The sequence below is a fragment of the Ruicaihuangia caeni genome (genome assembly GCF_040536845.1).
Classification (GTDB): Bacteria; Actinomycetota; Actinomycetes; order Actinomycetales; family Microbacteriaceae; genus Ruicaihuangia; species Ruicaihuangia caeni.
Genome location: NZ_CP159582.1, coordinates 1,831,932 through 1,857,772 on the forward strand (window position 1 = coordinate 1,831,932; position 25,841 = coordinate 1,857,772).

Below are 25,841 nucleotides of genomic sequence, written 5' to 3' on the forward strand. Positions count from 1 at the left end.
ATGACGGCCCCGGCTGTAGTCTCGCGTCGTGGACGTGCAACTACAGTCGGGGCGGTCTCATTGAAGCGCTGGCTGCTGCTGTCGGCCGCGATCCTCACCGAGGTTGTGGGCACGCTCGCGTTGAGGGCCACGGTCGATGACGCCGTCTGGATGCCGGTCGTGATCGTCACCTATGCGGCCGCGTTCGTGCTGCTGGGGCTCGCGCTTCGCGCCGGAATGCCGGTGGGCATCGCCTACGGCATCTGGGGCGCCTGCGGTGTGGCGCTCACGGCGGTGCTCGCCGCGGTGCTCTTCGACGAATTGTTGAGCGGGCCGGCGATTGTCGGCATCCTGCTCATCATCGTGGGAGTCGTTGTCGTCGAGATGGGGTCGCGCCCGCTGCGTCGAACCTCTACGCCGGGGACAGAACCGGCAGTCGAGCCAGAAGAGGGCGCTGCATGAGCTGGTTCTGGCTCTCGCTCGCGATCGTCACGGAGGTGGCGGCGACGCTGAGCCTTCGTGCTTCGGACGGGCTCCGCAAGCGCTGGTGGCTCGTGCCGGTCGTCGTCGGCTATGTCGCCTCGTTCTTCTTCCTGGCCTTCACCCTCGAAGCGGGAATGCCGGTGGGCATCGCCTACGGCGTCTGGAGCGCGATCGGCATCGTCGCTGTTGCGGTGCTGGCTCGCGCCATCTGGAAGGAACCGTTGACCAAGCGGATGGTGCTCGGCATCGTCATCATCATCGCCGGCGTTGTGCTCGTCGAGCTCGGCTGAGCCGCGAGGCGATCCCGGCAGGCGGCCGATGAGTCAGGTGTTGGGCGACTCGTTCTCCATCATGGTGCGCACGCGGTCGACATCGAGCAGCGGCGACGATTGATCGCGCTCGGGCGCGGGAGCGGATGCGGCGGCGCCGGGGTCGAGCAGGCGCTGGAGTCCGACGCGCACCAGGCCGCCATCGATGGACGTGATCCCACTGAGGGAGAGCACTGAAACCCCTTGATCCAACGCGGCCATCAGCTTCGCGGCATCCTCGGCAGGCAACGCGTCGTCAGCAGGCCGATTGGCCCTCGCAAGGTCGGTGTAGACGTCGATCATCACCTGCACCCGCTCCCGGAGTGCCTCAGTGAGAGCTTCATCTCGCGCGGCAGCCGCGATGAACTCGAGGGTCGCGAGGCCGAAGCCGCGCACGAGTTCCTCTGGGCTCGTGTCGGCACCGCCCATGCCGAGGCTGTCAGGGGAGCCCGTCGCAGAAGACTCGGGATCAGCATCGTGCTGAGCACGCGCCCCACCGTTGCCTGACTCCGGCGCCGGCGCCGACCCCGCGGCGAAGGGGTCCCAGCCCCGGCTCCGCAGGGCACCCATCGTGAAGTCCATCGTCGCGAGGAACAGTTGCGCTTTGTTCGCGAAGTTCGAGTAGACGGCGCCCTTCGAGAACCCTGCTTCAGCAGCGATCGTGTCGAGACTGGCAGCGTGGTAGCCCACCCGGGTGAACGCATCGAGCGCCGCCATGACCAACGCTTCGCGCGTCTCCTGCTGCCGGGCCGACCTGCTGCCCGCGGTCCGCGCACGGGTGGGCCCTGCGCTCCCATCCGCATTCGAGGACGTCGACTCCATACGCCGATCATACGGACTTGACATACCGAGCGTATGTCAAATACCGTCAGTACTTGAAATAACGACGGTATCTGAAAGAGGGTCGGTATGGAGAGAGCAGTTCTGGAGGTCGAGGCGCTGACCAAGCGCTTCGGGGCACTGGTGGCGAACGATGCGATCGACTTGACGGTGCAGCCCGGCCAGGTAGTCGGGCTGCTTGGGCATAACGGTGCCGGAAAGACCACCCTGGTCTCACAGGTCGTCGGCCTGTCCAAGCCAGACAGCGGCGCCGTTCGGGTGGCCGGCATCAATGCGATCGCCGATCCGGCCGCCGCTCGCAGGTGCGTCGCGCTGCAGGCGCAGAGCCAGGCGCCGCTCGACGGCCTCACTCCTCGCGCGGCCATCGAGATCGCAGGTCGCATCAGAGGGATGTCTCGCAATGACGCACGGCGGGCGGCGCGCGAGCTCGCCGACGAACTCGACATCGGCGAGTGGCTCGACCGTCGCGCGATGCCGGACGGTGGCGGGCTCTCAGGAGGGGTGCGGCGGCTCACAGCGTTTGCGATGGCCGCTGTCGCGCGGGTGCCGCTCATCATCCTCGACGAGCCCACGAACGACGTCGACGCCGCGCGACGACGCCTTCTCTGGTCCTCAGTGCGCCGGCTCGGAGACGAAGGCGCCGGGGTGCTGCTGGTCACGCACAACGTGGTGGAGGCCGAGCGCGTCGTCGACGACCTCGTCGTGCTCGACCGCGGTGCCGTGGTCGCTGCGGGCTCCCCGAGCCGACTTCGTGGTGACCGAGACAACGAACTCCGCCTCGAGCTCTCGTTGACGCCGGAAGGCGAAGACCCGACGCTGCCATCGACCGGTGTTCCGATGCCGGTGACACGTCGAGTGCGAGTCGGGCGACGTGTGCTGCTCACAATCGCGCCGGATGCCGCTGAGTCGGCGGTCAGGTGGGCTGCGGCGCTGCGCGGTCAGGGCCGCGTGGAAGGGTACGCGCTCGCCCCGGCGACGCTCGAGGACGCATACCTGGCGGTCACCGCCAACACCAGTTCGAACGAAGAAGACCGTTCTGAGGAGACCATCGATGCCTGACACGCTCACCGCAATGCAGCCCACCGCACGTGCACTCCCGGTTCCAGCACGAGTGAGTCCGTGGACGGGCTACGCCATGCTCCTGCGCTGGAATCTCGCGCAGATCGGCGCCATGCTGCCGCTCATCGTGGTCGTGCAGGCGCTGCTGGGAGCCGGCATCATCATCGGCTTCGGCTTTCTGATTCCGGGCATCGATGTCGAGTCGGCGAAGTTCCTCTCGACAGGTGCGCCGACCGTGCTGCTGATGGTCATGGGGCTGGTGATGGTGTCGCAAGGCGTGGCGCAAGCCCGCACGACCGGCACCTTCACCTATCTGCGTGCGCTCCCGGTTCCCCGCCCGCTGCTGCTCTTCGCCGACCTCACCGTGTGGTTGGCCGTCTCGCTGCCGAGCGTGGCGGTAGCGCTGCTCGTCGCGCACTGGCGGTACGGCTTCGATTTCAGCTTCGACTGGCCCGTGCTGCTCCTCGCGTCGATGCTCACGGCTGTGACAGCATCCGCGGTGGGATACGCGCTGGCGCTTGCACTGCCTCCCATGCTCACGCAGCTCGTCACCCAGGTGCTCGTGTTCTTCGTGATGCTCTTCTCGCCGATCACCTTCCATGCCAGCCAATTGCCCGAATGGTTCCAGTCGGTGCACGACGTGCTGCCGTTCCGGCCGGCGGCGGATCTGCTGCGCGCGGGCATGCTGTCTGACAGCTACAACGCGTCGGCCTGGGATCTCGCGGTGCTTGGTGCCTGGTGCGTGGTCGGCTTCGCCGTGAGCCTTCGAGCGGTCATCCGGCGCGCCTGAGTCGGAGTCGATGGGCGGTTCCCCGTTCGTGCCGGCGGACGGGGAACCGCCGGCTTCATCGCTCAGTGAGACGGTCCGCCACGGCCGCGCAGTCGCTCGATCTCGCGTCGGTCGCGCTTCGTCGGGCGCCCTGCGCCCCGGTCGCGCTGAGGTACCAGCTCGCGCTCCGCGGCGGGCGGCGGGGGAGGAGTGAGGTCGATCATGCATGTTGCCGCGACGGATGCCGAGACCCTCTTGCTGATGGTCTGCTGCACCACCGCGATCCGCTCGACCCCGGCGACGCGCACGCGCACCTCGTCGCCCGAGCGCACCCGCTGAGCCGGCTTCGCCCGTTCGCCGTTGATACGCACGTGGCCTGCCCGACATGCCTCTGTAGCAGCCGAGCGGGTCTTCGCGAACCGCACCGCCCAGATCCACGCATCGACGCGGGCAGAGTCAGCCATGCGAAGAGTCTAGGCAGTGGCCACTCAAGCAGGCTTGGCGAGTAGCCTGGCTGAATCGCGGGCACTTGGCAGCTGAGGAGACGCGTGTGACTGAGACAGCGCTGGCCGCTTCGACGGTCGACGATCTGATGGCCGAACTCGCCGCGCTCGAAGACTCGCGGATGCGGGCGGTGAATGAGCGCCACGGCGATGACCACGGAGTGAACCTCAGCGCGTTGCGCGCCATCGCCAAGCGACTCAAGGCGCAGCCCGAGTTGGCTCGAGCGCTCTGGCAGACGAATGACACCGCCGCTCGACTGCTCGCGATTCTCGTCAGTCGGCCCAAGACGTTCGAGCGCGGCGAACTCGACGCCATGCTCCGCGAGGCCCGCGCTCCCAAAGTGCACGACTGGCTCGTGAACTACATCGTGAAGAAGAGCCCTCACGCCGAGGAGTTGCGCCTCGCTTGGTTCGCCGACTCAGACCCGGTGGTGGCGAGCGCCGGCTGGGCGCTGACATCGGAGCGAGTGGTCAAGAAGTCGGATGGTCTTGATCTGCCCGGCCTGCTCGACACGATCGAGGCGGAGATGAAGGACGCGCCCGAGCGTCTGCAGTGGGCCATGAACACCTGCCTGGCCCAGATCGGCATCGAACATCCCGGGTTGCGCGACCGAGCGATCGGGATCGGCGAACGCCTCGAGGTGCTCAAGGACTACCCGACCCCGCCGAACTGCACCTCCCCGTACGCACCGACGTGGATCGCCGAGATGGTGCGCCGAAAGGGCTGATACCGGCAGGCGTGGTCACGCGACGCGTGTCGAGCGGGCTATGGGGCATCCGTGCGGGCCGGGACGTGCACGGCGAACTTTCATGCATGCACCGGTTGCGGGCGGCATAGTTGAGGGATCATCATGCGAAGTGGCGGGCACGGCCTGGTTGCGGGTAAGCACCCGGCCCTCCCCGCCGTTCGGGGAGGCCCGGCCTGTGCACGAATTCGGGTTACGTCGACGGGGTCGGGTCTCCCCTCCGGGGCGCTTGCGCTGTTCCACTGTGGAGCCGAGCAGGGGCGTCTGCCATCAGTCTCGTGTCTCTGAGACGACTCCAGCGCACGCGGTGGTCGCTCACATGGTGGGCCCGGCGGGGCTCGAACCCGCGACCCGCGGATTAAAAGTCCGCTGCTCTGCCAGCTGAGCTACAGGCCCGCCGCAAGTTTAGTCGCAAGTCGATCCCGTCAACCTGCGGTCGGCACGCCGATGCAGGCGATCACTCGCGCGCGCGTCGGCAATATTGCGGAGGCCGCACCCCAACTTGGGGGCCGCGCGACAGAAAGCGACCTTGGGATCATCGACGGATGGAAACCGCACCCCTGCTGACCTGGACCCTCCAGCAAGAGATCCCGATCCCCGCCGATGTCAACGACCTCCTCCTTCAGGGAGAGACCGCCGTTGCCGCATTCAAGACGTTCCGTGACTCGGCAACGTTCACCACGAAGCGGCTGATCGTGCGCGATGCCCAGGGCATCACGGGCAAGAAGGTGGAGATCTACTCACTGCCATACAGCGCGATCAACATGTGGTCGTCGGAGAACGCCGGCACTCTCGACTGGAACGCCGAGATCGAGCTCTGGACGCGCGCAGGTCACATCAAGGTGAAGCTGGGCAAGGGGGCAGATGTCCGTCGCCTCGACAGCCTGATTGCGTGGGCAGTCCTCCAGGCTGGCTGAATCGCCCCCAGACCCAGCGGGCACGGAGCGTACGCGCCTACCCTTGAACGGTGAGCGAGCGATTCCACCGGCCGACGAAGCTGCCAGGCGACCGCTTCGAGGCGTACCAGGGCGCGGAAGACCCCGCGGAGACGCTGCGCGTCGCGCACGACACGGCGAACGCCTTGCTCGAGCGTGTGCGTAACGGCGCAGATCCGGCGATCATCGATCGCGTCGTCGCCTACACCGACGAGCACGGGATCGACGCGCTCGCCGAGCTGTGGGCTCGCACGAGTGCCACGACGTTGCCCGGCGCCTTGTGGCGGCTGTACCTGTTGCGAGCCGCGGTTCGCCAAGACCCGGAGCACGCGAGCGTGCAGTTCCAGCGGGGCACCGAAGTGCTCGGCACCATCGACGCGGCGGTCGCCGGAGCGCAGCAGCCCACCGGACCGGCTGAGATCGCAGAGCTCGCCGACCGCATCCTCCGGGGAGTGTTCACCGGCGACTTCGGGGTGGCGCTGGACCGGGCGGTGTCGTTCTGCCGGCTGATGAGCGCCGGCGCCACGAGCATGGCCGACGACCAGGAACTGGTGAACCCTCAGCGGGCGAGCGCGCTCACGCAGCGCGGCCTGCGGTACTCGTCGACCGCGCTCGAGTTGGCAGATTGCGCACGGCTCTGGCGCAAGGGCAGCCTGGACTGACGGCTGCCATCGCAGGGTGGCGGTGGCTGCACGGCGTCGGGTTGCACCCATGGTGCCGCCATAACCAGTTGGTGACTCGAGCGAAGCGGGCCCAAGGGAGCAGCGCCTGAGCATCCGCTCTGAGGGGGGGCCCACGGCATCCATGCGACTTGAGGCACTGAGAAGCGGCGCGTACACTCGACGGGTCCGGCCGCAGTAACCCCGGGCTCCAAAACTAGCCGCTTCGAGCGGCCTCGCGCCGAGAGGCGTTCTGCGGTCGGGCACAGACTTCATCCGAGCGGATGCCGTCGGTCAGCGACGACTCGACGTTCCGCTTCCGTGGCCGGGGGTTCTCACGAGGGCTGCTCGCGGAGCGCCGCTGAACGAAGCCATGAGGCCGTGAGTCGAGCGCAGCCAAGCAGGCTCAACGCCGATCCGACCAGTGAGCCCGGGGCCGGGCCTACCCGAACTTGCCGGAGACGTAGTCCTCCGTCGCCTGCACCTTCGGGTTCGAGAAGATCACGTCGGTGTCGTCGAACTCGATGAGCTTGCCCGGCTTACCGGTGCCCGCGATGTTGAAGAACGCGGTGCGGTCCGAGACGCGCGACGCCTGCTGCATATTGTGGGTGACGATCACGATCGTGTAGTCGTTCTTCAGCTGCTCGATGAGGTCTTCGATCGCGAGCGTCGAGATCGGGTCGAGGGCCGAGCACGGCTCGTCCATCAGCAGCACGTCGGGCGACACTGCGATCGCGCGCGCGATGCACAGGCGCTGCTGCTGCCCGCCCGAGAGCCCCGAGCCCGGACGGTCGAGGCGATCCTTGACCTCGTTCCACAGGTTCGCGCCCTGCAGCGACTTCTCGACGAGGTCGTCAGCCTCCGACTTGGCCATCTTGCGGTTGTTGAGCCGCACGCCGGCGAGCACGTTCTCGCGGATCGACATCGTGGGGAAGGGGTTCGGCCGCTGGAACACCATGCCCACCTGCCGGCGCACGAGCACCGGGTCGACCCCGGGACCGTACAGGTTGCTGCCGTCGATCAGCACCTCACCATCGACGCGCGCTCCGGGGATCACCTCATGCATGCGATTGAGGGTGCGCAGGAACGTCGACTTCCCGCATCCGGACGGGCCGATGAACGCGGTCACACTGCGGGGCTCGACCGTCAGGGTCACGCCCTCGACGGCCTTGAAGTCGCCGTAGTAGACGTCGAGGTCGTTCACTTCGATGCGCTTTGACAACAGGGTTCCTTTGCTTGCGTTCAGCACCGCGCGGGCATTGGCCGTCGCGGTGACGAGGTCAGGCTATCTGCCCTTCTTGGGCGAGAAGATCTTGGCGATGAGGCGCGCCAGCAGGTTGAGCGCCATCACGATGAGGATGAGGGTCAGCGCGCCGGCCCAGGCTCGGTCGAGGTAGGCCTGCGCGTCGGTGCCCTGGGCGATGTACGAGTTGTACACGAACAGTGGCAGGCTCTGCATCCGACCGTCGAAGAGGTCGTAGTTGAGGTTGGCGGTGAAGCCGGCCGCCACCAGCAGCGGCGCGCTCTCGCCGATCACGCGCGCGATCGCGAGCATGACACCGGTGGTGATACCGGCCATCGCGGTCGGCAGCACGATCTTCAGCACGGTGAGCCATTTCGGCACACCGAGCGCGTATGAAGCCTCACGCAGTTCATTCGGCACGAGCTTGAGCATGTCTTCACTGGAGCGCACGACGACCGGGATCATGAGCACCGCCAGCGCGATCGCGCCTGCTATTCCCAGTCGGATGCCGGGACCGAAGATCAGCGCGAACACCGCGTACGCGAACAGACCGGCGACGATCGACGGGATGCCGGTCATCACGTCGACGAAGAAGTTGATGGCGCGAGACAACGGGCCGCCGCGGCTGTACTCGACGAGGTAGATCGAAGTCATCAGGCCGATGGGCACCGAGATGACAGCAGCGGTGAGCGTCATGAGCAGAGTGCCCACGATGGCGTGCACGGCGCCGCCGCCTTCGCCGACGACGCTGCGCATCGACCAGGTGAAGAACTCGACGTCGAAACGGGGCAGGCCGTTCACGACCACCGTGTAGAGCAACGAGATCAGTGGCAGGAGCGCGATGATGAAGGCGGTGGTGACGAGCGCGGTCACCAGACGGTCCTTCGCCTGCCGCATGCCCTCCACCAGCAACGAGGTGATGAAGATCACCACGCCGTAGCCGAGCGCTCCCACCATGATCGCCCCGACGATGTTGAATCCGTCGGTGCTGCCGGCCGCGGCGAGCAGCGCGAACGCCACGATCGAGAGCAGCATGGTGGCGCCGAGCACCAGCCACGGCACTCGTCTGCCGAGGCGGCCGTGGGCGTACGCGTTCTCGAGCCCGTTCCCAGAGCTGTGGGCGGCATCCGTCCGGGTCTGCGTCGTCGTCATCAGTTCGCTCCCGAGAATTCCTTGCGCCGGTTCACGACCCAGCGGGCGATCGAGTTCACGACGAGCGTGATCGCGAAGAGCATGAGGCCGGTGGCGATCAGCACGTTCACGTTCAGCCCGTATGCCTCGGGGAAGCTCAGCGCGATGTTGGCAGCGATCGTGCTCGGGTTGGTGGAGGTGAGCACCTGGAACGTGACGACTCCGGCGGAGGAGAGCACCATCGCGACCGCCATCGTCTCGCCCAACGCCCGGCCGAGGCCGAGCATGGTCGCCGAGATGATGCCCGAGCGCCCGAACGGCAGCACGGTCATGCGGATCATCTCCCACCGGGTCGCGCCGAGGGCCAGCGCGGCCTCTTCGTGCAGCACTGGCGTCTGCATGAAGATCTCACGGCAGAGCGCGGTGATGATCGGGAGGACCATGACCGCCAGCACGATGGACGCTGTCAGGATCGTGCGCCCTGTTCCTGACACCTGGCCGCTGAACAGCGGGAACCACCCGAGGTTGTCGTTGAGCCACGTGTAGAACGGCTGCACGGCGGGCGCGAGGGTGTTGGCGCCCCACAGGCCGAATACGACCGAGGGCACCGCGGCGAGCAGATCGATGATGTAGCCGAGTCCCTGTGCGATGCGGCGCGGCGCGTAGTGCGAGATGAAGAGCGCGATGCCGATCGAGAGCGGCACCGCCATGAGGAGTGCGAGTGCGGCCGACCAAAGCGTGCCGAAGATCAGAGGCCAGACGTAGGTCCAGAAGTTCTCGTGGCCGGCGAGGATCGACATGTCGCGCGGGTCGGCAGTGACCGCGGGCACGCCCTGCAGCACGAGGAAGCTCGCCACGGCGGCGAGCATGGCGAGAATGAGCGCTCCCGCAGTGGTCGCACCGCCCGAGAAGAGGCGGTCGCCGAGACGCTTCTTCGCCGTGATGCGGGCTGGTCTGGCCGGTGCGGAAGTCATCTGAGGGGCGATTCCTTGATGCGGTGGGGGAATGGGGCTCTGAACGGGGTGATGACATCGGCCACCACCTCAGTCTGCCCGGGGCCTTGCCGCTCACACAAGCGAGCTCGGTCCCGGGCAGAGCTGTGGTGCAAAGGTGTTACTTGATGGCTGCGACCGCGGCCGACGCCTTCTCGAAGAGCGTCTTCGAGATGGGGGCCGAACCGGCCTTCTCAGCGGCGAGCTGCTGGCCCTCGTCGCTGATGATGTACTCGAGGTACGCCTTGGTGAGCTCGGCCTGAGCGGCGTCCTCGTACTCGTTGCACGCGATCAGGTAGCTGATGAGCACGATCGGGTAGACGCCCGACTCGGTGCTGGCGCGGTCGAGCTCGATGGCGAGGTCGCCCTCACCGCGGCCCTCGACCAGGGGCGATGCGTCGACGGTGGCCGCGGCAGCCTCGGCGGAGTACGGCACGTACTCGTCGCCGACCTTGACTGCGACGGTGCCGAGGTCACCTGCGCGCGAGGCGTCGGCGTAGCCGATCGTGCCCGTGCCGTTGGTGACGGCGTCGATCACGCCCGAGGTCTGGGGAGCAGCCTCGCCGTGCTCGATCGGCCACACACCGTCGGCCTCCCACGTCCACACCGAGGGTGCGGCCGCAGCGAGGTAGTCGGTGAGGTTCTCGGTGGTGCCCGAGTCGTCTGCGCGGTGCACGGCGGTGATCGCGAGGTCGGGCAGCTCGACGCCCTCGTTCTGCGAGACGATCGCGGGGTCGTTCCACTTGGTGATGTTGCCCGCGAAGATGTTCGCCACGGTGTCGGCGTCGAGGTTCAGCGTCGCGATGCCGTCGAGGTTGAAGATGATCGCGATGGGCGAGATGTAGGCGGGAAGCTCCACGATGCCGGTGCCCGGCACGCACGAGGCGAAGTTGTCCTCGGCGATCTCCTCGTCCTTGAACGCGCGGTCGGAGCCCGCGAACGAGCTCGCGCCGGCGATGAAGGTGTCGCGGCCCGCGCCGGAACCGGCCGGGTCGTACTCGACGGTCACGTCGGGGTTCGCGGTCTGGAACGCAGCGACCCATGCCTCCTGGGCCGACTGCTGCGACGACGCGCCCGCGCCGACGAGGGTGCCCGAGAGCGTCGACGGGGTGCCCTCGCCGGCGTTCGACCCGGTGTTGCCCTCGTTCGAAGCGCACGAGGCGAGCAGCAGGCTGCCCGCGACAGCGATGGCAGCGACGCTGCCGTAACGCTTGAAGTTCACGGTGTTCCTTTCGGGGGAATGTGATGTTCCGTTCGGACCGTTGCGGCCCTCGGTCGAGGCTAGGAACGTCGGTTAACAAGCGTGGCCACGTTCGGTGAACGGCTGGTGAACAGGATGTGAGCGCGTGGCTGCATTGCTGGCGGCGTGGCGGCGCAGTACGTCTGCGCGGCCAGCACGCGGACGCTTGTCAGAGGGAATAGAGGCGGCGCCGCTTGGCGGCCTGCCGGCGCGACTGCGCCCGGGATTGCCAGCGCGGTCCCGTGAGCGCGGTCCTGCGGCGCGGCGATGCCCGACGGCATCCGGAATGGCAGCCGTCAGTGGATCGTAGCGACCGCTTCGGCGGCACGCTGCTGCAGGCTCGCCGACATCGGCGCGGAGCCCGCATGCTCCTGGGCGGCGCGCTGGGCCTCGTCGCTGATCACGTACTCGAAGAAGCCCCGGGTGAGTTCACCGATGGCTGGTTCCCGGTATTCCTGGCAGGCGATGAGGTAGCTGATGAGCACGATCGGATAGACGCCGGATGCTGAAGGCGTGCGGTCGAGATCGAACGCGAGGTCTGCGGGTCCGCGGCCCGGCTCCACCTTCGAGACGTCGACCACCGCGGCCGCTGCCTCGGCCGAGTACGGCACGAACTCGTCAGCGACCTTCACTGCCACTGCGCCGAGCCCCTGGGCCCGTGAGGCGTCGACGTAGCCGATGGTGCCCACGCCGTTCCGCACGGCCGCGACCATGCCGGAGGTCTGCGGTGCCGCCTCGCCGTTCGTGATGGGCCAGACGCCGTCGGGCTCGTGGGGCCAGGCGTCCGGAGCCGCCACCGAGAGGTACTCGGTGAAGTTCTCGGTGACGCCCGAGTCGTCGGCGCGGTGCACTGGGGTGATTGCGAGATCGGGAAGGTCGACACCTGGATTGCTCGCGGCGATCGGTTCGGCGTTCCACCGCGTGATCTCCCCGGAGAAGATGCGGGCGATCGTGGTGGCGTCGAGATCGAGGCGGTCGATGCCCTCGAGCGTGAACACGACCGCGATGGGGGAGATGTACGCGGGAACCTCGACGATGCCGCTTCCCTCGGCGCACGCGGCGAAATGCGATGATTCGATCTCGTCGATATGGAGCGCCCGGTCGGAGCCGGCGAACATGCTGCCGCCCGCGATGAAGCTGTCGCGGCCGGCGCCCGATCCTGAGGGGTCGTACTCGATGGTCGCATCGGCGTTGGCCGATTGGAACCCCGCGATCCAAGCCTCCTGCGCGGCTTGTTGCGACGAAGCACCGCTTCCGACGAGCGTGCCGTGGTACTCGCCCTTGCCCTCGAGCCCGAGCTCATTCACCGCGCAACCGCCGAGGGGGAGCACGAGGATCATGGCGGTCGTGACGAGAAGGGCGCGACGCATGCTGAACAGCCTATGGCCGGTTGGTGACGTCTCGGTGAAGGGGGCGTGCTGGGACGCCTCCGATGCGCCTTGAGAGCTCCTGCGAGGCCGGCCGGATCTCATCAGCGACCTCGTCCAGCGCTCGGCCATCGGCTTCTGGGAAGGTCAGCGCTATCGCAGCGGTCGGCCAGCCCAGATGATCGAGCACCGGTAGGCCCACCGAGACTAGGCCCTGCGTGACCTCGCTCACCTCAGTGGCGTACCCTCGGGCGCGCGCGGTTCGCAGCCAGTCGCGCAACTCCGCCACCGTCCGGGGGCCGCGGCCCGTGCGCTCGACCAGCATCTCGCGATCGGGGTACAGCGCCCAGAACTGTTCGGTGGGCATGGCGCTGAGCATTGCCCTTCCGCTCGCCGTCAGGTGGGCCGGCAGGCGTACCCCCAGCCCTGACACCAGCCGCGGCGCTCGGCGCGGCCGCTCTTCGACGATGTACAGCACGTCGGTGCCGTGCATGACCGCCAGGTGGGCGTTCGCCCCGGTAGTGCGGGCGAGAGTCTCCACGAGCGGCCGTCCGAGCTGGGCCAGCGGTTCCTGGCGCGCGTAACCGGTGCCGAGCTCGAGTGCTGATACGCCCAGTCCGTAGCGGCGTCGCTCGCTCAGGTGTGTCACGAATCCCTGGCGAATCAGCACCGACAGCAGATGGTAGGTGGTGGAGCGGGGGACGGCGAGGGCGTTCGCAATCGCCGCAGCGGTCACGGGGCCTCGCTGGCGCGCCATGTAGCTCAGGATGCCGAGCGCCTGCTCAGCAGCGGGTACCGCGCTCGAATCTCCCACGATGCTCCCTCGTGCGGCGCCGACAAACCGCCGTCGATTTCGGGGCCACGTCTGGTATCCCAGACACATCCGATCGCTTTCGACTATACGCGGCACAGCGGGTGCGCTGGGATGCAAACATGACATCGAAGTCCGGGCAGCTTGAAGCAGAGGTCGGCGAGGTCATAGTCGACTCGCGTCCTGTGCCGGTTGAGCAGGTCGTGGCCGTCGCGCGCGGAAGAGCGAGAGTGGTACTCGACCCCGACTCACTGGCCGGGGTGGAAGCAAGCCGGGCCCTCGTCGCCGAGTTAGCCGACACCGGTCGTGCGCACTACGGCATCTCGACGGGGTTCGGGGCGCTGGCCACGACTTACATCGCACCCGACCGTCGCGCCCAGCTGCAGCGCAGTCTCATCCGCTCGCATGCGGCAGGCACGGGCGCTGAGATCGAGACAGAGATCGTCCGCGGCCTCATGCTGCTGCGGCTGTCCACGCTGATGACCGGCCGTACCGGTGTGCGGCCAGTCGTCGCTCAGACGTATGCCGACCTGCTGAACGCCGGCATCGTGCCGATCGTGCGCGAGTACGGGTCGCTCGGCTGCTCCGGCGACCTCGCACCCCTCGCCCACGTCGCGCTCGCAGCAATGGGCGAGGGCGAAGTGCGGGATGCTTCGGGAGCGCGCATGCCGGCCGCACGCGCGCTCGCCGCATCCGGCATCGAGCCGCTCCAGCTGATCGAAAAAGAGGGGCTGGCTCTCATCAATGGCACAGACGGGATGCTGGCGCATCTCTCACTGGCGTTGCACGACCTCGACGTGCTGCTCGCCACCGCCGATATCGCGGCAGCGATCAGCGTGGAGTCGCAACTCGGTACGGATGCGGTGTTCGCTGCGGATCTGCAAGCGCTCCGACCTCAGGAGGGACAAGCGGCTTCCGCGAGGAATATGCGCGCCGTGCTCGCGGGGTCGCCGATGGTCGCTAGTCACCGCGGTCCTGAAGACACAAGAGTGCAGGACGCGTACTCTCTGCGGTGCTCACCCCAAGTGCACGGCGCAGCCCGCGACACACTCGAGCACGCGCGCACCATCGCCCAGCGAGAGCTTGCCAGTGCGATCGACAACCCGGTGATCACGGTCGACGGGCGCATTGAGTCGAACGGCAACTTCCATGGCGCCCCCGTCGCGTATGTGCTTGATTTCCTGGCCATCGCTATCGCCGACGTGGCGAGCATTTCGGAGCGTCGCACCGATCGTGCGCTGGATCCCGCGCGCAGTCACGGGCTGCCGGCGTTTCTCGCTCATGAGCCGGGAGTCGATTCAGGGCTCATGATCGCGCAGTACTCCGCTGCGGGCATCGTGTCTGAGCTGAAGCGGTTGGCCGTGCCCGCGTCCGTCGATTCGATCCCGTCCTCGGCGATGCAGGAGGACCACGTCTCGATGGGCTGGGCGGCTGCCCGCAAGCTCCGGCGCGCCATCGATGGTCTTGCTCGGGTGCTCGCCATCGAGTTGCTGTGCGGTGTGCGCGCGCTCGACCTGCGAGCGCCGCTGCAGCCCGCGCCCGCAACCTCGGCGGTGCGAGATCTTGTCGCCGAAGTGACGGGCGAGCCCGCGCACGACCGCTTCCTCTCGCCCGAGATCGAATCGATCACCGCCCTGGTGCTCGAAGGGCGGGTGGTGGAGGCCGCTATGTCGTCGCCTGTTTTCGAGAAGGAGGAACGATGATCGACAGTTCACCTCTGGCAGAGACGCCGCAGCAGACCGAACGTGCGCCGGTGCGCGCCGCGCGCGGCACGGCGCTCTCCGCGAAGTCGTGGCAGACCGAGGCACCGCTGCGCATGCTCATGAACAATCTCGACCCCGAGGTGGCGGAGCATCCGGACCAGCTGGTGGTGTACGGGGGCAGCGGCAAGGCCGCGCGAGACTGGAAGTCGTTCGACGCCATTGTCGAAGCGCTGCGCGACCTTGAGCGCGATGAGACGCTGCTGGTGCAGTCGGGCAAGCCGGTGGGCGTGTTCCGCACCCACGAGTGGGCGCCGCGCGTGCTCATCGCGAACTCGAACCTGGTCGGCGACTGGGCGACGTGGCCCGAGTTCCGTCGGCTCGAGGCCCTGGGCCTCACGATGTACGGGCAGATGACGGCGGGTTCTTGGATCTACATCGGAACTCAGGGCATTCTGCAGGGCACGTACGAGACCTTCGCGGCGGTCGCGCGGTCACTCGCGGTGAAACGCGGTGGGGATCTCGCCTCCGCTTCGCTGCAGGGCACGCTGACTCTCACCGCGGGGTGCGGCGGCATGGGTGGGGCCCAACCGCTGGCGGTGACGATGAACGGGGGCGCTGTGCTCATCGCGGACGTCGACGAGTCGAGGCTCGCTCGGCGCGCCGAGCGCGGTTACCTCGATGAGTACAGCCGCGATCTCGACGCGGCACTTGGGCGGGCGCTTGCCGCGCGTGACGCCGGTGAGGCGCGCTCGGTCGGAGTGGTTGGCAACGCGGCGACCGTCTACACCGAACTGCTCGATCGTGGCATCCGGTTCGACGCGGTGACCGATCAGACCAGCGCGCATGATCCGCTGTCGTATCTGCCCGAAGGCATCGAGGTCTCAGAGTGGCGGGCCGCCGCCGAGCGCGACCCCGACGGGTTCATTCTGCGAGCGCGTGCATCGATGGCGAAGCAGGTGCGTGCGATGGTGGGGTTCCAGGATGCCGGAGCCGAAGTGTTCGACTACGGCAACTCGATCCGTGCCGAAGCTCAACTCGGTGGGTTTGATCGGGCGTTCGCGTTCCCTGGGTTCGTCCCGGCCTATATCCGGCCTCAGTTCGCCGAGGGGCGGGGGCCCTTCCGCTGGGCCGCTCTGTCCGGTGACCCGCACGACATCGAGGTGACCGACAGAGCGGTGATGGAGCTTTTTCCCGGCGACGCCGGACTCCGTCGCTGGCTCGCCCAGGCCGGCGAGAAGGTGCACTTCGAGGGGCTGCCCGCCAGGATCTGCTGGCTCGGATACAAGGAACGCCACCTCGCCGGCTTGCGATTCAACGAACTTGTCGCCTCGGGCGCGCTGAGAGCGCCGATCGTGATCGGTCGTGACCACCTCGACTCGGGATCGGTCGCGTCGCCATATCGCGAAACGGAGGCCATGGCCGACGGCTCGGATGCGATCGCCGACTGGCCGTTGCTGAACGCGCTGCTCAACACGGCCTCTGGCGCGACGTGGGTTTCGATCCACCACGGCGGCGGGGTCGGTATCGGCCGAAGCATCCACGCTGGCCAGGTGGTCGTCGCCGATGGCACACCGCTGGCAGCGCAGAAGCTGGAGCGCGTGCTGATCAATGACCCGGGCACCGGGGTCATGCGACACGCGGATGCCGGCTACGAGCGCGCGGTCGAGGTGGCCCGCGAGCGCGGCCTTCGCCTGCCGATGATCGACGGTGCCGATGGCTGACGTGATCGCCGAGCACGATGGCGACCAGCTCGCCGCACCAGCTACGGCCGCCGACGCCGCCGAGCGCACGCTCCTCATCACTGGCATCGGGGAACTCGTCACCAACGACGCGACCCTTGACGCGACGGTTCCGAAGGGTCGATCCGACGCAGACGGTGCGGTTGGCGTGCTCCGCGACGCCGCTGTGCTCATCGAAGGAGAGTGCATCGCCTGGGTAGGCCCCGCTCATCGAGCGCCGGAGGGCGCCGATGCGGTCGTCGATGCGGACGGCGCCGCCATGATCCCAGGCTTCGTCGACAGCCACACGCACCTCGTGTTCGGCGGTGATCGATCCGCTGAGTTCGCTGCGCGCATGTCTGGCCATCGCTACGAGGCGGGCGGCATTCGCTCGACGGTCGCCGCGACGCGCGCCGCCGGCGAGGAGGTGCTGCGCACGAGCCTGCGGCGCCTCGTCGATGAACTGCGTGCCCAAGGAACGACCACGTTCGAGGTGAAGAGCGGTTACGGACTGGATGCTGCGACCGAAGCGATTTCAGTGAGGCTTGCGCGCGAGGTGACGCCCGAGGTGACGTTCCTCGGCGCTCACGTCGTGCCCCCGGAGTTCGAGGGCCGTGCCGACGAGTATGTCGACCTCGTCTGTGGCGAGATGCTCGATGCCTGCGCTCCACATGCGCGATGGATCGACGCCTTCTGCGAGACCGGCGCGTTCACCGTGGAGCAATCGAGACGCGTGCTCGAGGCTGGTTCGATGAGAGGCCTCATGCCCCGTGTGCATGGAAACCAGCTTGGCGCCGGAGGGGGAGTGGCACTCGCGGTCGAGCTCTCAGCGGCATCCGTCGACCACTGCACGTTTCTCAGTGACGCGGATGTCGCGGCGCTCGCCGGGTCTGAGACAGTGGCCACGCTTCTTCCGGGCGTGGAGTTCTCGACCAAGCAGCCGTATCCCGACGCCCGCAGGCTCCTGGACGCCGGGGTGACGGTCGCGCTCGCTTCTGATTGCAATCCCGGTTCTTCATTCACCTCCTCGATGCCGCTGATGGTGGCGCTCGCCGTGCGTGAGATGGGTATGACGACCGGTGAGGCCGTGTGGGCGGCGACAGCCGGCGGTGCGAGGGCACTGCGACGGGACGACATCGGTGTGATCGCCCCCGGTCGGCGTGCCGACCTGGTGGTGCTCCGCGGCCCTTCGCACGCCTACCTGGCGTATCGGCCCGGAGTGCCGCTGATCGAGCGCATGTGGATGGGCGGCGTCGAGCACTGCTGAGCGCGCCTGGCTAGCCGCAAGCCGCCCGAATCGTTCAGGATTCGCGAGCATGCCCAACGGGCGACTCAACTGGCCGCTCCAGCACTCCGGTGAGCAACTCGAGCACGGTGAGGGCGGCGAGCCGCACAGTGCGCCCGTCGGGAGCGTCGGCGCTCGCGTCGATCTCCACGATGTCCGCGGAGCGGAGCCGGGGGTCGCGGGCAGCGGATCGGGCGGCGCGGCGGAGTTCCCATGCCGAAATACCGCCGGGAACGCTCGCGGGGCAGGCGGGGGCGACGGAACGGTCGCATACGTCCACGTCGATATCCAGGTGCACCGGGCCTCCCGCGGCACCAGCGACGTCGAGCGCTTCTTTCATCACGTCGGCCACGTCGCGGCCCACCAGCTCGTCGCGGTGCACGACCGTGATACCGAGTTCGCGTGCACGGCGCGCATACTCAGCGGAGTTCGCGAAGTCTGCGATACCGATCTGAACGATCCGAGAGGGATCGAGCCCCGCTTCGATCAGGCGGCGCACCGGCGAGCCGTTGGAGATGCCCTCCCGCAGGTCGAAATGCGCGTCGAGTGTGACCAACCCAGCGCGGTGGAGCTGGTCTCCGAAAACACCCATCGCCGTCGCTACCGTGATGGAGTTGTCGCCCCCGAGCGCGACCACGAGCTCGGCTTGAGCAGCGCTCCGAGCGACCAGCGCAATGGTGCGCCGTTCACCGCCATCGCCGTCGGGGTCAGCCACATCACCCACATCGATGACTCGCGCGGACCTTGCTTGGCCTTCCGTCACGCCACCGCTCGGGGCACCGAGCGACATCGCCCAGGGACTGTACCGCCGCAAGGCGTCGCGGATCTCCCTCGGCGTCAAGTGGGCGTTGGTCGGCGACAGCGACGTGAGGTGCGCTGGTACCCCGAGCACTGCAAGGTCTACCGGGCCTCCCGCGGGGTCAGTATCCGCGGCCCACCCGCCGGCACGCGGCCATAGCGGATCCATCGGAAGCTGCACGCTTGTCACGAGCGTTCGCCTCCGCCTCGGTGGTGAACGAGCTGCCCGGTCATGCAACTACCCTGACACCCGAGGCAGGCCCGATGCCGGGTCAGCCGGCACGTGGACCGCTCGCGTCGTGTGGTACGCCGCGGGACCGCCGGCGTGGGCCGACTCCCGGTCCATGCGTTCGTCGGCGATCGTGCGATTGAGGGCGAGCAACCGCTTGGAATACTCGGCGCGCGGATGCTCGAGGACCTGCTGCACCGGGCCCTGCTCGACGCAGGACCCCTCTTTCAACACCATCACGCGGTCGGCGATCGATGAGACGAGTGCCAAGTCATGCGTGATGAACAGCATGGACAGCTGTTCCTCGCGCTGCAGGCGCTGCAGCAGCGCCACGATCTCTGCTTGTACCGACACATCGAGCGACGATGTCACTTCGTCGCAAACCAGGAGCGTGGGGCGAGCGAGCAGCGCGCGTGCAAGCGCGACCCGCTGACGCTGGCCGCCTGACAGCTCTCGCGGCATCCGATCGAAGTGCTCCGTCTGAAGGCCCACCCGCTCGAGCATGTGACGTGCTTCGGCCGCTGCCGCCTTGGCTGGCAGACCTCCCGAGAGTCTCGCACCCGCAGCGAGGCTCGCACCGACGGATCGCCTCGGGTTGAGCGCCGAAAACGGGTTCTGCGACACGTACTGGACACCGGCGAGCTGCTCCGGAGTGCGGCGGCCGACTCGAGCGGACAGCCGTTCCCCGTTCCAGTGCACTTCGCCTTTGAACTCGTGGTGGAACCCGGCGACGCAGCGCGCGAGAGTGGTCTTACCGCTCCCTGATTCGCCGACCAGCGCAAGGCACGTGCCCCACGCGAGGTCGAACTCGATCGAGTGCGTAATCTCTATCCCGCTGTAGCTGGCTCGAAGCTGGCGCACTTCGAGCGCATTGGCCGCAACCGCCCCGCTCCCACTCTCTCGTCGTGAGCGATGCGCCAGCGGATCAGGGAGCGCCGCCAGCAGCCGCCGCGTATAGGCGTGCGTCGCTTCGCGCTCAAGCGCTGAACTCGCCGCGTCATCGACAATGCGACCCTCGCACATGACGATCATGCGGTCGGTGAACGCCATCAGCATCCGAAGGTCATGGCTGATCACCACGACGCTCGCGCCGACGCTCTCGCTCAGTTCGCGCACAAGTGCCATCACCGCGAGCTTCGTCGGCGAGTCAAGACCGGTCGTCGGCTCGTCCATCACAACCACCGATGGCTCGAGCGCGAACCCGATGGCGATCGCAAGGCGCTGCTGCTGTCCGCCCGAGAGCTCGTGCGGGTAGCGTTTGAGGAACGCTTGATCGTGCGGCAGTCCCACTTTTTGGAGCAGCCGGACCAGGCGGGCGTCAGCATCGGCGGTGGCCAGCTGATGCGCTCCAGCCGCCTCACTGAATGCCTCTCGCACCCGGAGTGCGGGGTTCAGCGCCATCACCGGGTCTTGCGGCACATAGGCGATCTCATTCCCGCGGAGGCGGCGCAGAGCGCCCATGCTCAGCAAAGCAAGGTCGTGTCCGGAAACGACCACAGATCCGCTGCTGCGGCGCAGACCCGGTCGATAGTGACCCATCATGGCGAGCCCGAGCGTCGACTTGCCGGAGCCAGTCTCTCCTGCCAGACCGAGCACCTGGCCCCTGGGTACGGTCAGATCGATGGCGTGGAGGATCGGCCGACCGTCGTAGGTCGAGACCTCGAGGCCCTGGATCTCCACGGCGAGCGCCCTCGCGCCGGTCTCCGTGTCCGTCGCCATGTCGCTCACGCTCCCTTCGCCAGTGCGCGAGAGAGGCCGTCGCGGAATAGATTCGCGCCGACCAAGAAGCAGCCGAGCGCCGCGACGGGAGCCAGAACGGCGAGAGGCTGGATCGTGAGACCGCCCTGGTTCTGGTGGATCATGCTTCCCCAGTCGTCGGCGGTCGCGCCAAAGCCCAGATACGAGAGTGTCGCGAGCACGACCGAAGAGATCGCCAGGCGGATGCTGAGTTCGATAACGACGACGCCGGTGATGTTCGGCATGATCTCGCGCCAGAACAGCCACCCCCACCGAGCGCCGAACCCGCGGGCAGCTTCGAAGTAGCCCTCTGAGGTCACCCGCTGCACCGCCACGCGAACCACCCTCGCCGACTGGGGAACATGTGCGAACGCGATGACAGCGATGAGCGTGAACGGCGACGAGCCGAGTCGGGTCAGCACGAGCAGGGCGATGATGATCTGGGGCAGCACGATGAGGGCGTCGTTGAACGACAGTGCGATGTCGGCCGGCTTACGAGGCAGCGTCGCGAGCACGGTCCCCGCGAGTACGCCCAGTCCGACCCCGATGATCGTGGCCGCCACTGCCTCGGCGAGGAAGAGCAGTCCTCCGCTGAGCAAGCTCGACAGCACATCGCGCCCGAGCACATCCAGTCCGAGCGGATGTGCACTGTCGGGCGATTGGAAGGGTCTGCCGACGAATGCGCCGGGATCGTGCGGCGCAACGAGCGGTCCGACCAGCGCCAGCAGCACGACGGCCAGAGCCAGCGCGCCGCCCGTGAGGCCACGCGCGTCGTGGCGCATTCTCCTCAGGGTGTTCACGACGCCAGCGCCGATCGAAGCTTGGGAGTGAGCAGGATGCCGCAGACGTCGGCGACGAGATAGATGATGAGCGCCACCGCGGCCATCAGCATGGTGATCGTCTGCACGGTTGGGAGGTCTCTATTGGCGACGGCCGCGGTGAGTGCAGCGCCGATCCCGGGGAACGCGAAGACACTCTCGACTGCCACGATGCCGCCCGTGAGATACACGAGCGTTGTTCCGGCGACCTGAAGCGCGGGACCGATGCCGTTCGGCAAGGCGTATCGCCAGAGCACTCGACGCTCCCGGATGCCGGTGAGACGCGCCCAGGTCACGTACTCGCTCATGAGCTCCTCGCGCAGGGTCGTCCGGATCGATTCGGTGAAGTAGGGAAGGCCTCCGATCACGAGAGCGAGTACCGGCAGTACCAGGAGGTCGGTCTGCGCGAAGAGCGGCTGCGATGAATCGATGATCGATGTCGGCGGGAAGAGCTTCACGACGTTGGTCGCCAGGATGACGATCACGAGAATGGCGATGATGAACTCGGGGAGTGCGATGACCAGGAGTATCAGCACTGTGACGATGCCGTCGATGATCCCGCGCGGGCGTGCGGCCGCGGTCGCGCCCATCGCGAGCGCGAGGGGGAACAGAATCGCCACGGTGACGCCGACGAGTACCGCACTGTTCGCTACCCGAGGGGCAATTGCCTCGGCGACCGGCAGCCCCGAGGTGAGCGAGCGGCCGAGCTCGCCGGTGAACAGGCCGCCTACCCAGTCGAAGTACTGGACGACGACCGGGCGATCGAGCCCCAACTGCTCTCGCAGAGATGCGATCTGGTCAGGCGTCGCGCTCTGTCCGAGCACCTGTCGGGCAACATCGCCTGGCAGCGCCTGCGTGAAGAAGAAGATTGCAACGGAGACGAACGCCAGCATGACGACGCCGACGATCAGCCGCTTCACGACGTAGCGTGCGATCGGGTGTTCTCCGGCCGCGCGTCGCAGGGCTATCGCCGACGTCGTCATCGACATCACTCCTTGACGGTCATGTCCTTGAAGTTATATCCGCTGGGTCCGTCCGCGTTGGGATACGGCTGGTAGCCGCTGACCTTCGCGGAGTAGGCGCTGATGTTGTCGACGAAGATCGCAACGACGTAGGCGCCCCGTTCGTATTCGATGCGCTGCATCTGATGCACCAGGTCTATGCGCTCGTCATCGTCGACGGTGCGCACTGCCTGCTCGTAGAGCGAGTTGTACTCGTCATCCTGCCACTTGGTCGCGTTGTACGGAGCGTCGTTCACGATCGTGAACGCGGCCTGGTCGAAGATGCTCAACTGGCCCCAGAACGAGAGCGACAGTGGGTAGGTGCCGTAGGCGTCGCCGTAGTACGTAGCGGCATCGACCTTGTTGAACGTAATGCGGAATCCTGCTTCTGCCGCCTGTTGCACGAGCACCTCGTTCTGGCGGTCTGCGGTCGGCTGGATCGGCGCGGCCGTCAACTCCACGTCGACGCCGTCCGGGTAGCCGGCTTCAGCGAGCAACGACTTGGCCTGCTCGATGTCACGCTCTCGTTGGGGCAAACCGTCGTCGTAGCCCTCGTCGAACGGCGAGAAGATATCGTTCCCGAGCGTGGCGTAGCCGTCGTAGACCTGGTCGATGATCTGCTGCCGGTCAACGGCCAGTCGAAGCGCTTGTCGAACCTTCACGTCGTCGAACGGCTTCTGGGCGACATTCATCTGCCAGGTGAGCGTGCCGCTCGTCGGATAGTTGAACACCTTGTAGCCATCGCCGCCGGCCTCGACGACCGGCACGAGGCTGGGGTCCATCGAAGAGGCGACGTCGATCTGGCCTCCAACCAGAGCGTTGACCATGGCGTTGCTGTCGGGGAACGAGATGAACTCCAGTGTGTCCACGCCGGGCTGGCCGTCCTGGAAGTACTCGTCGTTGGCGTCGAAGCTCACCCGCGAACCAGGATCATGGTTCGCCAAGACGAACGGCCCGGAGCCGATCGGCTTCTCCGGGTCGAAACCCTCCGGCACGATCGCCATGGTCGGCGAGGTGAGAGCGTCCGGAAGAACGACAGTGGGGTATTCCAGGTTGAATCGGACCGTGGTGTCGTCGACTTTCTCGACGCCATCTGCCGTGAGGAACGGCAGTGAGTTCGCAGGGGGCAGCTCTTCGTCGAAGAAGCGCTTGAAGGTGTACACGACGTCGTCGGCGGTGACGTCCTCCCCGTCCGACCACTTGGCATCTTTCAGGGTCAGGGTCCAGGTGTCGGCGGAATCGCCGGGTTCGAGCGACTCGGCAAGCCGGTTCGTCACCTTGCCGTCGGTGCCGTATTCCACCAGCGTGTCGAACAATTGCCGCGCGATCGCATACCCGCCGACCGTGGTCGCCTTGGCGGGATCAAGAGAGTCCGACGTGGACAGTGAGACCAACCCGACGCGCAGGCGCGTGGGTTGGTCTTCGGAAGGTTGGTCGGAGGCGCACGCGCTCAGCATGAGCGTGGCGCCGGCGAGGAGGGCGAGAACGGACTTGCCACCGCGGCGAGGCGCCGAGGCACGACCGGAAGGGGTGGTGCGCGAGGTGTGCATGTTGACTCCATTGGCAAGGATGCAAGCGGTATTCAGTTGTAGTGGCGCGGATGCCGGCCGCAAGTGCCGGCATCCGTCACGCGGCAGCGGAGGTCACTCCTCGAGGAGTGTCATCCACACACGCGTTCCAGGCTCGAGCCAGGTCTTGATGCCGATGAGTTCGAGCTTGTCAGCGCCTTCTACCACCCAGCCGATCGCTGAGACCGGGAGCGGTTCCGGTGGAATGTCATTGCCGTACATGATCGAGATCTGCTGCCGGGGGCCGTAGTACGACACGGCTCCGCGGATCTCGGTGTTCTTCTCCGCCACTTCAGCGGCGAGATCTTCGGGGTAGAAGATGTTCTCCCAGTCGGCAAGGATCTTCGTCTGCATCAGAAGCAGATCCCCGGTGAGCTTGCCGTGCTGAAGGTAGGTGGCGAAGGGCAGCGCGTCCTTGATCTTCGCCGCGAGCTCGGGCACCTTGTCTTCCCAGATCTCGATCACGGCGACGTCTTCGCCGGCGAGGTTGAAACCGATTCTCATGACTGCTCCTTCGCGTCCGTTCTCGTCGTATGCCTGTGGGTCACTGCTTCTCGGCCGCGTCGATGATCTTCTGCAGCGGGTTCACGCGCTTGAATCCATCGACCAGGCCCCACGGGAACACGATGTCGACCCAGCCGTGCAAGCGGTTGAAGTACGTCATCGCAGACTCGGTGAGCCTCGCGAACTCGTCTGCGTTCTGCGCGATGCGGATGCCGCCGACGTACACCTTGAGAATCTCTCCGCCCTCAGGCAGGCCGACATAGTCGTTCATGTTCGCCTTGTACTGCGCGATCTCGTCCATGTAGGTCACGAGCGTTCGAAGGTCGATGTCCGGGTGCCGGGTCGCTGTGGCCCAGGCGAACCACAGGATCTCGTCCGTCAACGTGCGCAGTTCGTTCTCGGCGAAGATCAGCGTCGACAAGTAGTTGTTCTTCGCGCCTGTCCCGCGCGGCACATGCCCCGTGCCGAGAGCCAGCACTTCCGCGGGTGGCTTCTCCCAGATGGCTTCGCGTGCCGCATCGATGATCGCGATCGCTGCTTCGACTGACTCGACTTCGGTTCGTATCTCGGCCTGCGCGACGGCTGCCGTCCCTTGTGCGACCACTGCAACTCCTCCTTGAGTGTCTGGTGTATCGTGCAGCATATGAATGCTTGCCACTAGACGCAACAGGTTTTCACGTGGTGGCAAATGGAGGGATTGCGATGGCGGGAGACGACGGCGGCGGGGGTGCAACGCGCTCGGTTGACCGGGCGATGCGAGTGCTCAAGGCGGTGGTCGAAGCGCCCGAGGCCGCGACGCTGTCAGAGATCGCGCGCGAAGTGGAGCTTTCGCCGAGCACCACTCTTCGGTTGCTGGGCACTCTCGCTCACCATGACTTCATCCGGCGTGACGACAGCGGCCGATATCACGCCGGGATCGGAATGAAGCAGCTCGCTGCGTCCGCCTTGCGCGACGACCCTGTTTACGACCTTTCGGGCCACTTCCTTGACGAGCTGGTCTCTGCAACCGGTGAGACAGCGAGCCTCGGGGTTCCCATGGGCTCAGACGAAGTGCTCTACCTTCGGCAGATCCCCTCCACTCGAGAGGTGCAGAGCATTGTGTGGACCGGACGAGTGATCCCGCGCAGGGGCACTGCGCTTGGTCGCGCTCTTGACGCCCAGGTCGCACCCCACGGGTACGTCGTCTCACACCGTTCCGACAGCGATGTGGTTGCGGCTGCTGTGCCGGTCTTCGGCCCGACCGGCTCCATCGTCGGGGCGCTCAGCATCAACGCCCCTGCGTATCGCACCGGGCGTGACGATGTCGAACGGTTCGGCCGGGAGCTGGTCAAGCAGGGCGAGGCGCTCTCACGCGCACTTGGCGCGCCCTGAGGAACGTCGAAACGGCCGGACGCGAATCGGATCGGTGAAGGCTG

Annotated in this window: 26 protein-coding genes and 1 tRNA gene; 11 read left to right on the forward strand and 16 right to left on the reverse strand. The window is 66.9% G+C overall.

Annotated elements, in window-relative coordinates:
• The first annotated feature begins 60 nt into the window (after positions 1-60).
• Both ABV606_RS08495 and ABV606_RS08500 read left to right on the forward strand, forming a co-directional pair.
• Complete coding sequence (locus ABV606_RS08495) at positions 61-441, forward strand: DMT family transporter (protein ID WP_353987382.1); 381 nt, start codon at positions 61-63, stop codon at positions 439-441.
• The gene (locus ABV606_RS08500; protein WP_353987383.1) at positions 438-752 is read left to right on the forward strand and encodes a DMT family transporter; all 315 of its coding nucleotides are present in this window, start codon (positions 438-440) and stop codon (positions 750-752) included. Before ABV606_RS08495 ends, ABV606_RS08500 begins: the two co-directional genes overlap by 4 nt.
• Before the next feature lie 33 nt (positions 753-785).
• On the opposite strand, the gene ABV606_RS08505 is transcribed toward ABV606_RS08500, so the two are convergent.
• Positions 786-1,592: a TetR/AcrR family transcriptional regulator gene (locus ABV606_RS08505; protein ID WP_353987384.1), complete on the reverse strand. Its 807-nt coding sequence runs from the start codon at positions 1,590-1,592 to the stop codon at positions 786-788.
• An 87-nt stretch (positions 1,593-1,679) separates the two neighbouring features.
• Between ABV606_RS08505 and ABV606_RS08510 the strand changes: the two genes are divergently transcribed.
• Together ABV606_RS08510 and ABV606_RS08515 are read left to right on the forward strand one after the other, a co-directional pair.
• Entirely contained in the window at positions 1,680-2,669 is a 990-nt protein-coding gene (locus ABV606_RS08510) for an ABC transporter ATP-binding protein (RefSeq protein WP_353987385.1), read from the forward strand.
• A complete protein-coding gene (locus ABV606_RS08515) occupies positions 2,662-3,459 on the forward strand; it encodes an ABC transporter permease (RefSeq protein WP_353987386.1) in 798 nt (265 codons plus the stop codon). The genes ABV606_RS08510 and ABV606_RS08515 overlap by 8 nt, the downstream gene beginning before the upstream one ends.
• 62 nt (positions 3,460-3,521) lie before the next feature.
• Here the strand turns inward: ABV606_RS08515 and ABV606_RS08520 are convergent, their stop codons facing one another.
• A complete protein-coding gene (locus tag ABV606_RS08520; RefSeq protein WP_353987387.1) occupies positions 3,522-3,902 on the reverse strand; it encodes an RNA-binding S4 domain-containing protein in 381 nt (126 codons plus the stop codon).
• Positions 3,903-4,030: 128 nt separating this feature from the next.
• On the opposite strand from ABV606_RS08520, the gene ABV606_RS08525 reads away from it, so the two are divergent.
• Positions 4,031-4,669: a DNA alkylation repair protein gene (locus tag ABV606_RS08525; RefSeq protein ID WP_353988802.1), complete on the forward strand. Its 639-nt coding sequence runs from the start codon at positions 4,031-4,033 to the stop codon at positions 4,667-4,669.
• Positions 4,670-5,007: 338 nt separating this feature from the next.
• Here ABV606_RS08525 and ABV606_RS08530 read toward each other — a convergent pair.
• A tRNA-Lys gene (locus tag ABV606_RS08530) sits at positions 5,008-5,083 on the reverse strand.
• A 149-nt stretch (positions 5,084-5,232) separates the two neighbouring features.
• Between ABV606_RS08530 and ABV606_RS08535 the strand changes: the two genes are divergently transcribed.
• Positions 5,233-5,604: a PH domain-containing protein gene (locus ABV606_RS08535; protein WP_353987388.1), complete on the forward strand. Its 372-nt coding sequence runs from the start codon at positions 5,233-5,235 to the stop codon at positions 5,602-5,604.
• A 50-nt stretch (positions 5,605-5,654) separates the two neighbouring features.
• Positions 5,655-6,284, forward strand: coding sequence for a DNA-directed RNA polymerase subunit beta (locus ABV606_RS08540; RefSeq protein ID WP_353987389.1), 630 nt, complete (start codon positions 5,655-5,657; stop codon positions 6,282-6,284).
• Between the two features lie 439 nt (positions 6,285-6,723).
• Here the strand turns inward: ABV606_RS08540 and pstB are convergent, their stop codons facing one another.
• The 6 genes from pstB to ABV606_RS08570 all read right to left on the reverse strand — a co-directional run bounded on the left by pstB (position 6,724) and on the right by ABV606_RS08570 (position 13,068).
• Complete coding sequence (gene pstB, locus ABV606_RS08545) at positions 6,724-7,503, reverse strand: phosphate ABC transporter ATP-binding protein PstB (protein WP_281488493.1); 780 nt, start codon at positions 7,501-7,503, stop codon at positions 6,724-6,726.
• Between the two features lie 63 nt (positions 7,504-7,566).
• Complete coding sequence (gene pstA / locus ABV606_RS08550) at positions 7,567-8,679, reverse strand: phosphate ABC transporter permease PstA (protein ID WP_422785371.1); 1,113 nt, start codon at positions 8,677-8,679, stop codon at positions 7,567-7,569.
• Complete coding sequence (gene pstC, locus ABV606_RS08555) at positions 8,676-9,629, reverse strand: phosphate ABC transporter permease subunit PstC (RefSeq protein ID WP_281488495.1); 954 nt, start codon at positions 9,627-9,629, stop codon at positions 8,676-8,678. Before pstC ends, pstA begins: the two co-directional genes overlap by 4 nt.
• 139 nt (positions 9,630-9,768) lie before the next feature.
• A complete protein-coding gene (locus ABV606_RS08560; RefSeq protein ID WP_353987390.1) occupies positions 9,769-10,869 on the reverse strand; it encodes a phosphate ABC transporter substrate-binding protein PstS in 1,101 nt (366 codons plus the stop codon).
• A gap of 314 nt (positions 10,870-11,183) precedes the next feature.
• Positions 11,184-12,257: a phosphate ABC transporter substrate-binding protein PstS gene (locus ABV606_RS08565; RefSeq protein ID WP_353987391.1), complete on the reverse strand. Its 1,074-nt coding sequence runs from the start codon at positions 12,255-12,257 to the stop codon at positions 11,184-11,186.
• Positions 12,258-12,267: 10 nt separating this feature from the next.
• Positions 12,268-13,068 (reverse strand): IclR family transcriptional regulator, encoded by an 801-nt coding sequence (locus ABV606_RS08570; protein ID WP_353987392.1) that lies wholly within the window; start codon positions 13,066-13,068, stop codon positions 12,268-12,270.
• A 119-nt stretch (positions 13,069-13,187) separates the two neighbouring features.
• On the opposite strand from ABV606_RS08570, the gene hutH reads away from it, so the two are divergent.
• Genes hutH through hutI form a run of 3 tightly spaced genes read left to right on the forward strand, consistent with a single transcriptional unit; the run spans position 13,188 to position 17,753 of the window.
• Positions 13,188-14,768 (forward strand): histidine ammonia-lyase, encoded by a 1,581-nt coding sequence (gene hutH / locus ABV606_RS08575; protein WP_353987393.1) that lies wholly within the window; start codon positions 13,188-13,190, stop codon positions 14,766-14,768.
• A complete protein-coding gene (hutU, locus tag ABV606_RS08580; RefSeq protein ID WP_353987394.1) occupies positions 14,765-16,489 on the forward strand; it encodes a urocanate hydratase in 1,725 nt (574 codons plus the stop codon). The genes hutH and hutU overlap by 4 nt, the downstream gene beginning before the upstream one ends.
• Positions 16,482-17,753, forward strand: coding sequence for an imidazolonepropionase (gene hutI, locus ABV606_RS08585; RefSeq protein WP_353987395.1), 1,272 nt, complete (start codon positions 16,482-16,484; stop codon positions 17,751-17,753). Before hutU ends, hutI begins: the two co-directional genes overlap by 8 nt.
• A 34-nt stretch (positions 17,754-17,787) precedes the next feature.
• On the opposite strand, the gene ABV606_RS08590 is transcribed toward hutI, so the two are convergent.
• From ABV606_RS08590 to ABV606_RS08620, 7 genes are all read right to left on the reverse strand, one after another.
• The gene (locus ABV606_RS08590) at positions 17,788-18,738 is read right to left on the reverse strand and encodes an arginase family protein (protein ID WP_353988803.1); all 951 of its coding nucleotides are present in this window, start codon (positions 18,736-18,738) and stop codon (positions 17,788-17,790) included.
• 69 nt (positions 18,739-18,807) lie between these two features.
• Positions 18,808-20,517 carry an ABC transporter ATP-binding protein gene (locus ABV606_RS08595; RefSeq protein WP_281488503.1) on the reverse strand — a complete coding sequence of 570 codons (1,710 nt, stop codon included), beginning with the start codon at positions 20,515-20,517 and terminating at the stop codon, positions 18,808-18,810.
• A gap of 5 nt (positions 20,518-20,522) precedes the next feature.
• A complete protein-coding gene (locus ABV606_RS08600) occupies positions 20,523-21,317 on the reverse strand; it encodes an ABC transporter permease (RefSeq protein ID WP_281488504.1) in 795 nt (264 codons plus the stop codon).
• Between the two features lie 14 nt (positions 21,318-21,331).
• Complete coding sequence (locus tag ABV606_RS08605) at positions 21,332-22,336, reverse strand: ABC transporter permease (RefSeq protein WP_281488505.1); 1,005 nt, start codon at positions 22,334-22,336, stop codon at positions 21,332-21,334.
• A 5-nt stretch (positions 22,337-22,341) separates the two neighbouring features.
• Entirely contained in the window at positions 22,342-23,904 is a 1,563-nt protein-coding gene (locus ABV606_RS08610) for an ABC transporter substrate-binding protein (protein WP_281488506.1), read from the reverse strand.
• A 93-nt stretch (positions 23,905-23,997) separates the two neighbouring features.
• Positions 23,998-24,426: a hypothetical protein gene (locus ABV606_RS08615; RefSeq protein ID WP_281488507.1), complete on the reverse strand. Its 429-nt coding sequence runs from the start codon at positions 24,424-24,426 to the stop codon at positions 23,998-24,000.
• Positions 24,427-24,466: 40 nt separating this feature from the next.
• Complete coding sequence (locus tag ABV606_RS08620) at positions 24,467-25,030, reverse strand: hypothetical protein (RefSeq protein WP_281488508.1); 564 nt, start codon at positions 25,028-25,030, stop codon at positions 24,467-24,469.
• Positions 25,031-25,128: 98 nt separating this feature from the next.
• Between ABV606_RS08620 and ABV606_RS08625 the strand changes: the two genes are divergently transcribed.
• Positions 25,129-25,797 carry an IclR family transcriptional regulator gene (locus ABV606_RS08625; protein WP_353987396.1) on the forward strand — a complete coding sequence of 223 codons (669 nt, stop codon included), beginning with the start codon at positions 25,129-25,131 and terminating at the stop codon, positions 25,795-25,797.
• Positions 25,798-25,841: the final 44 nt, after the last annotated feature.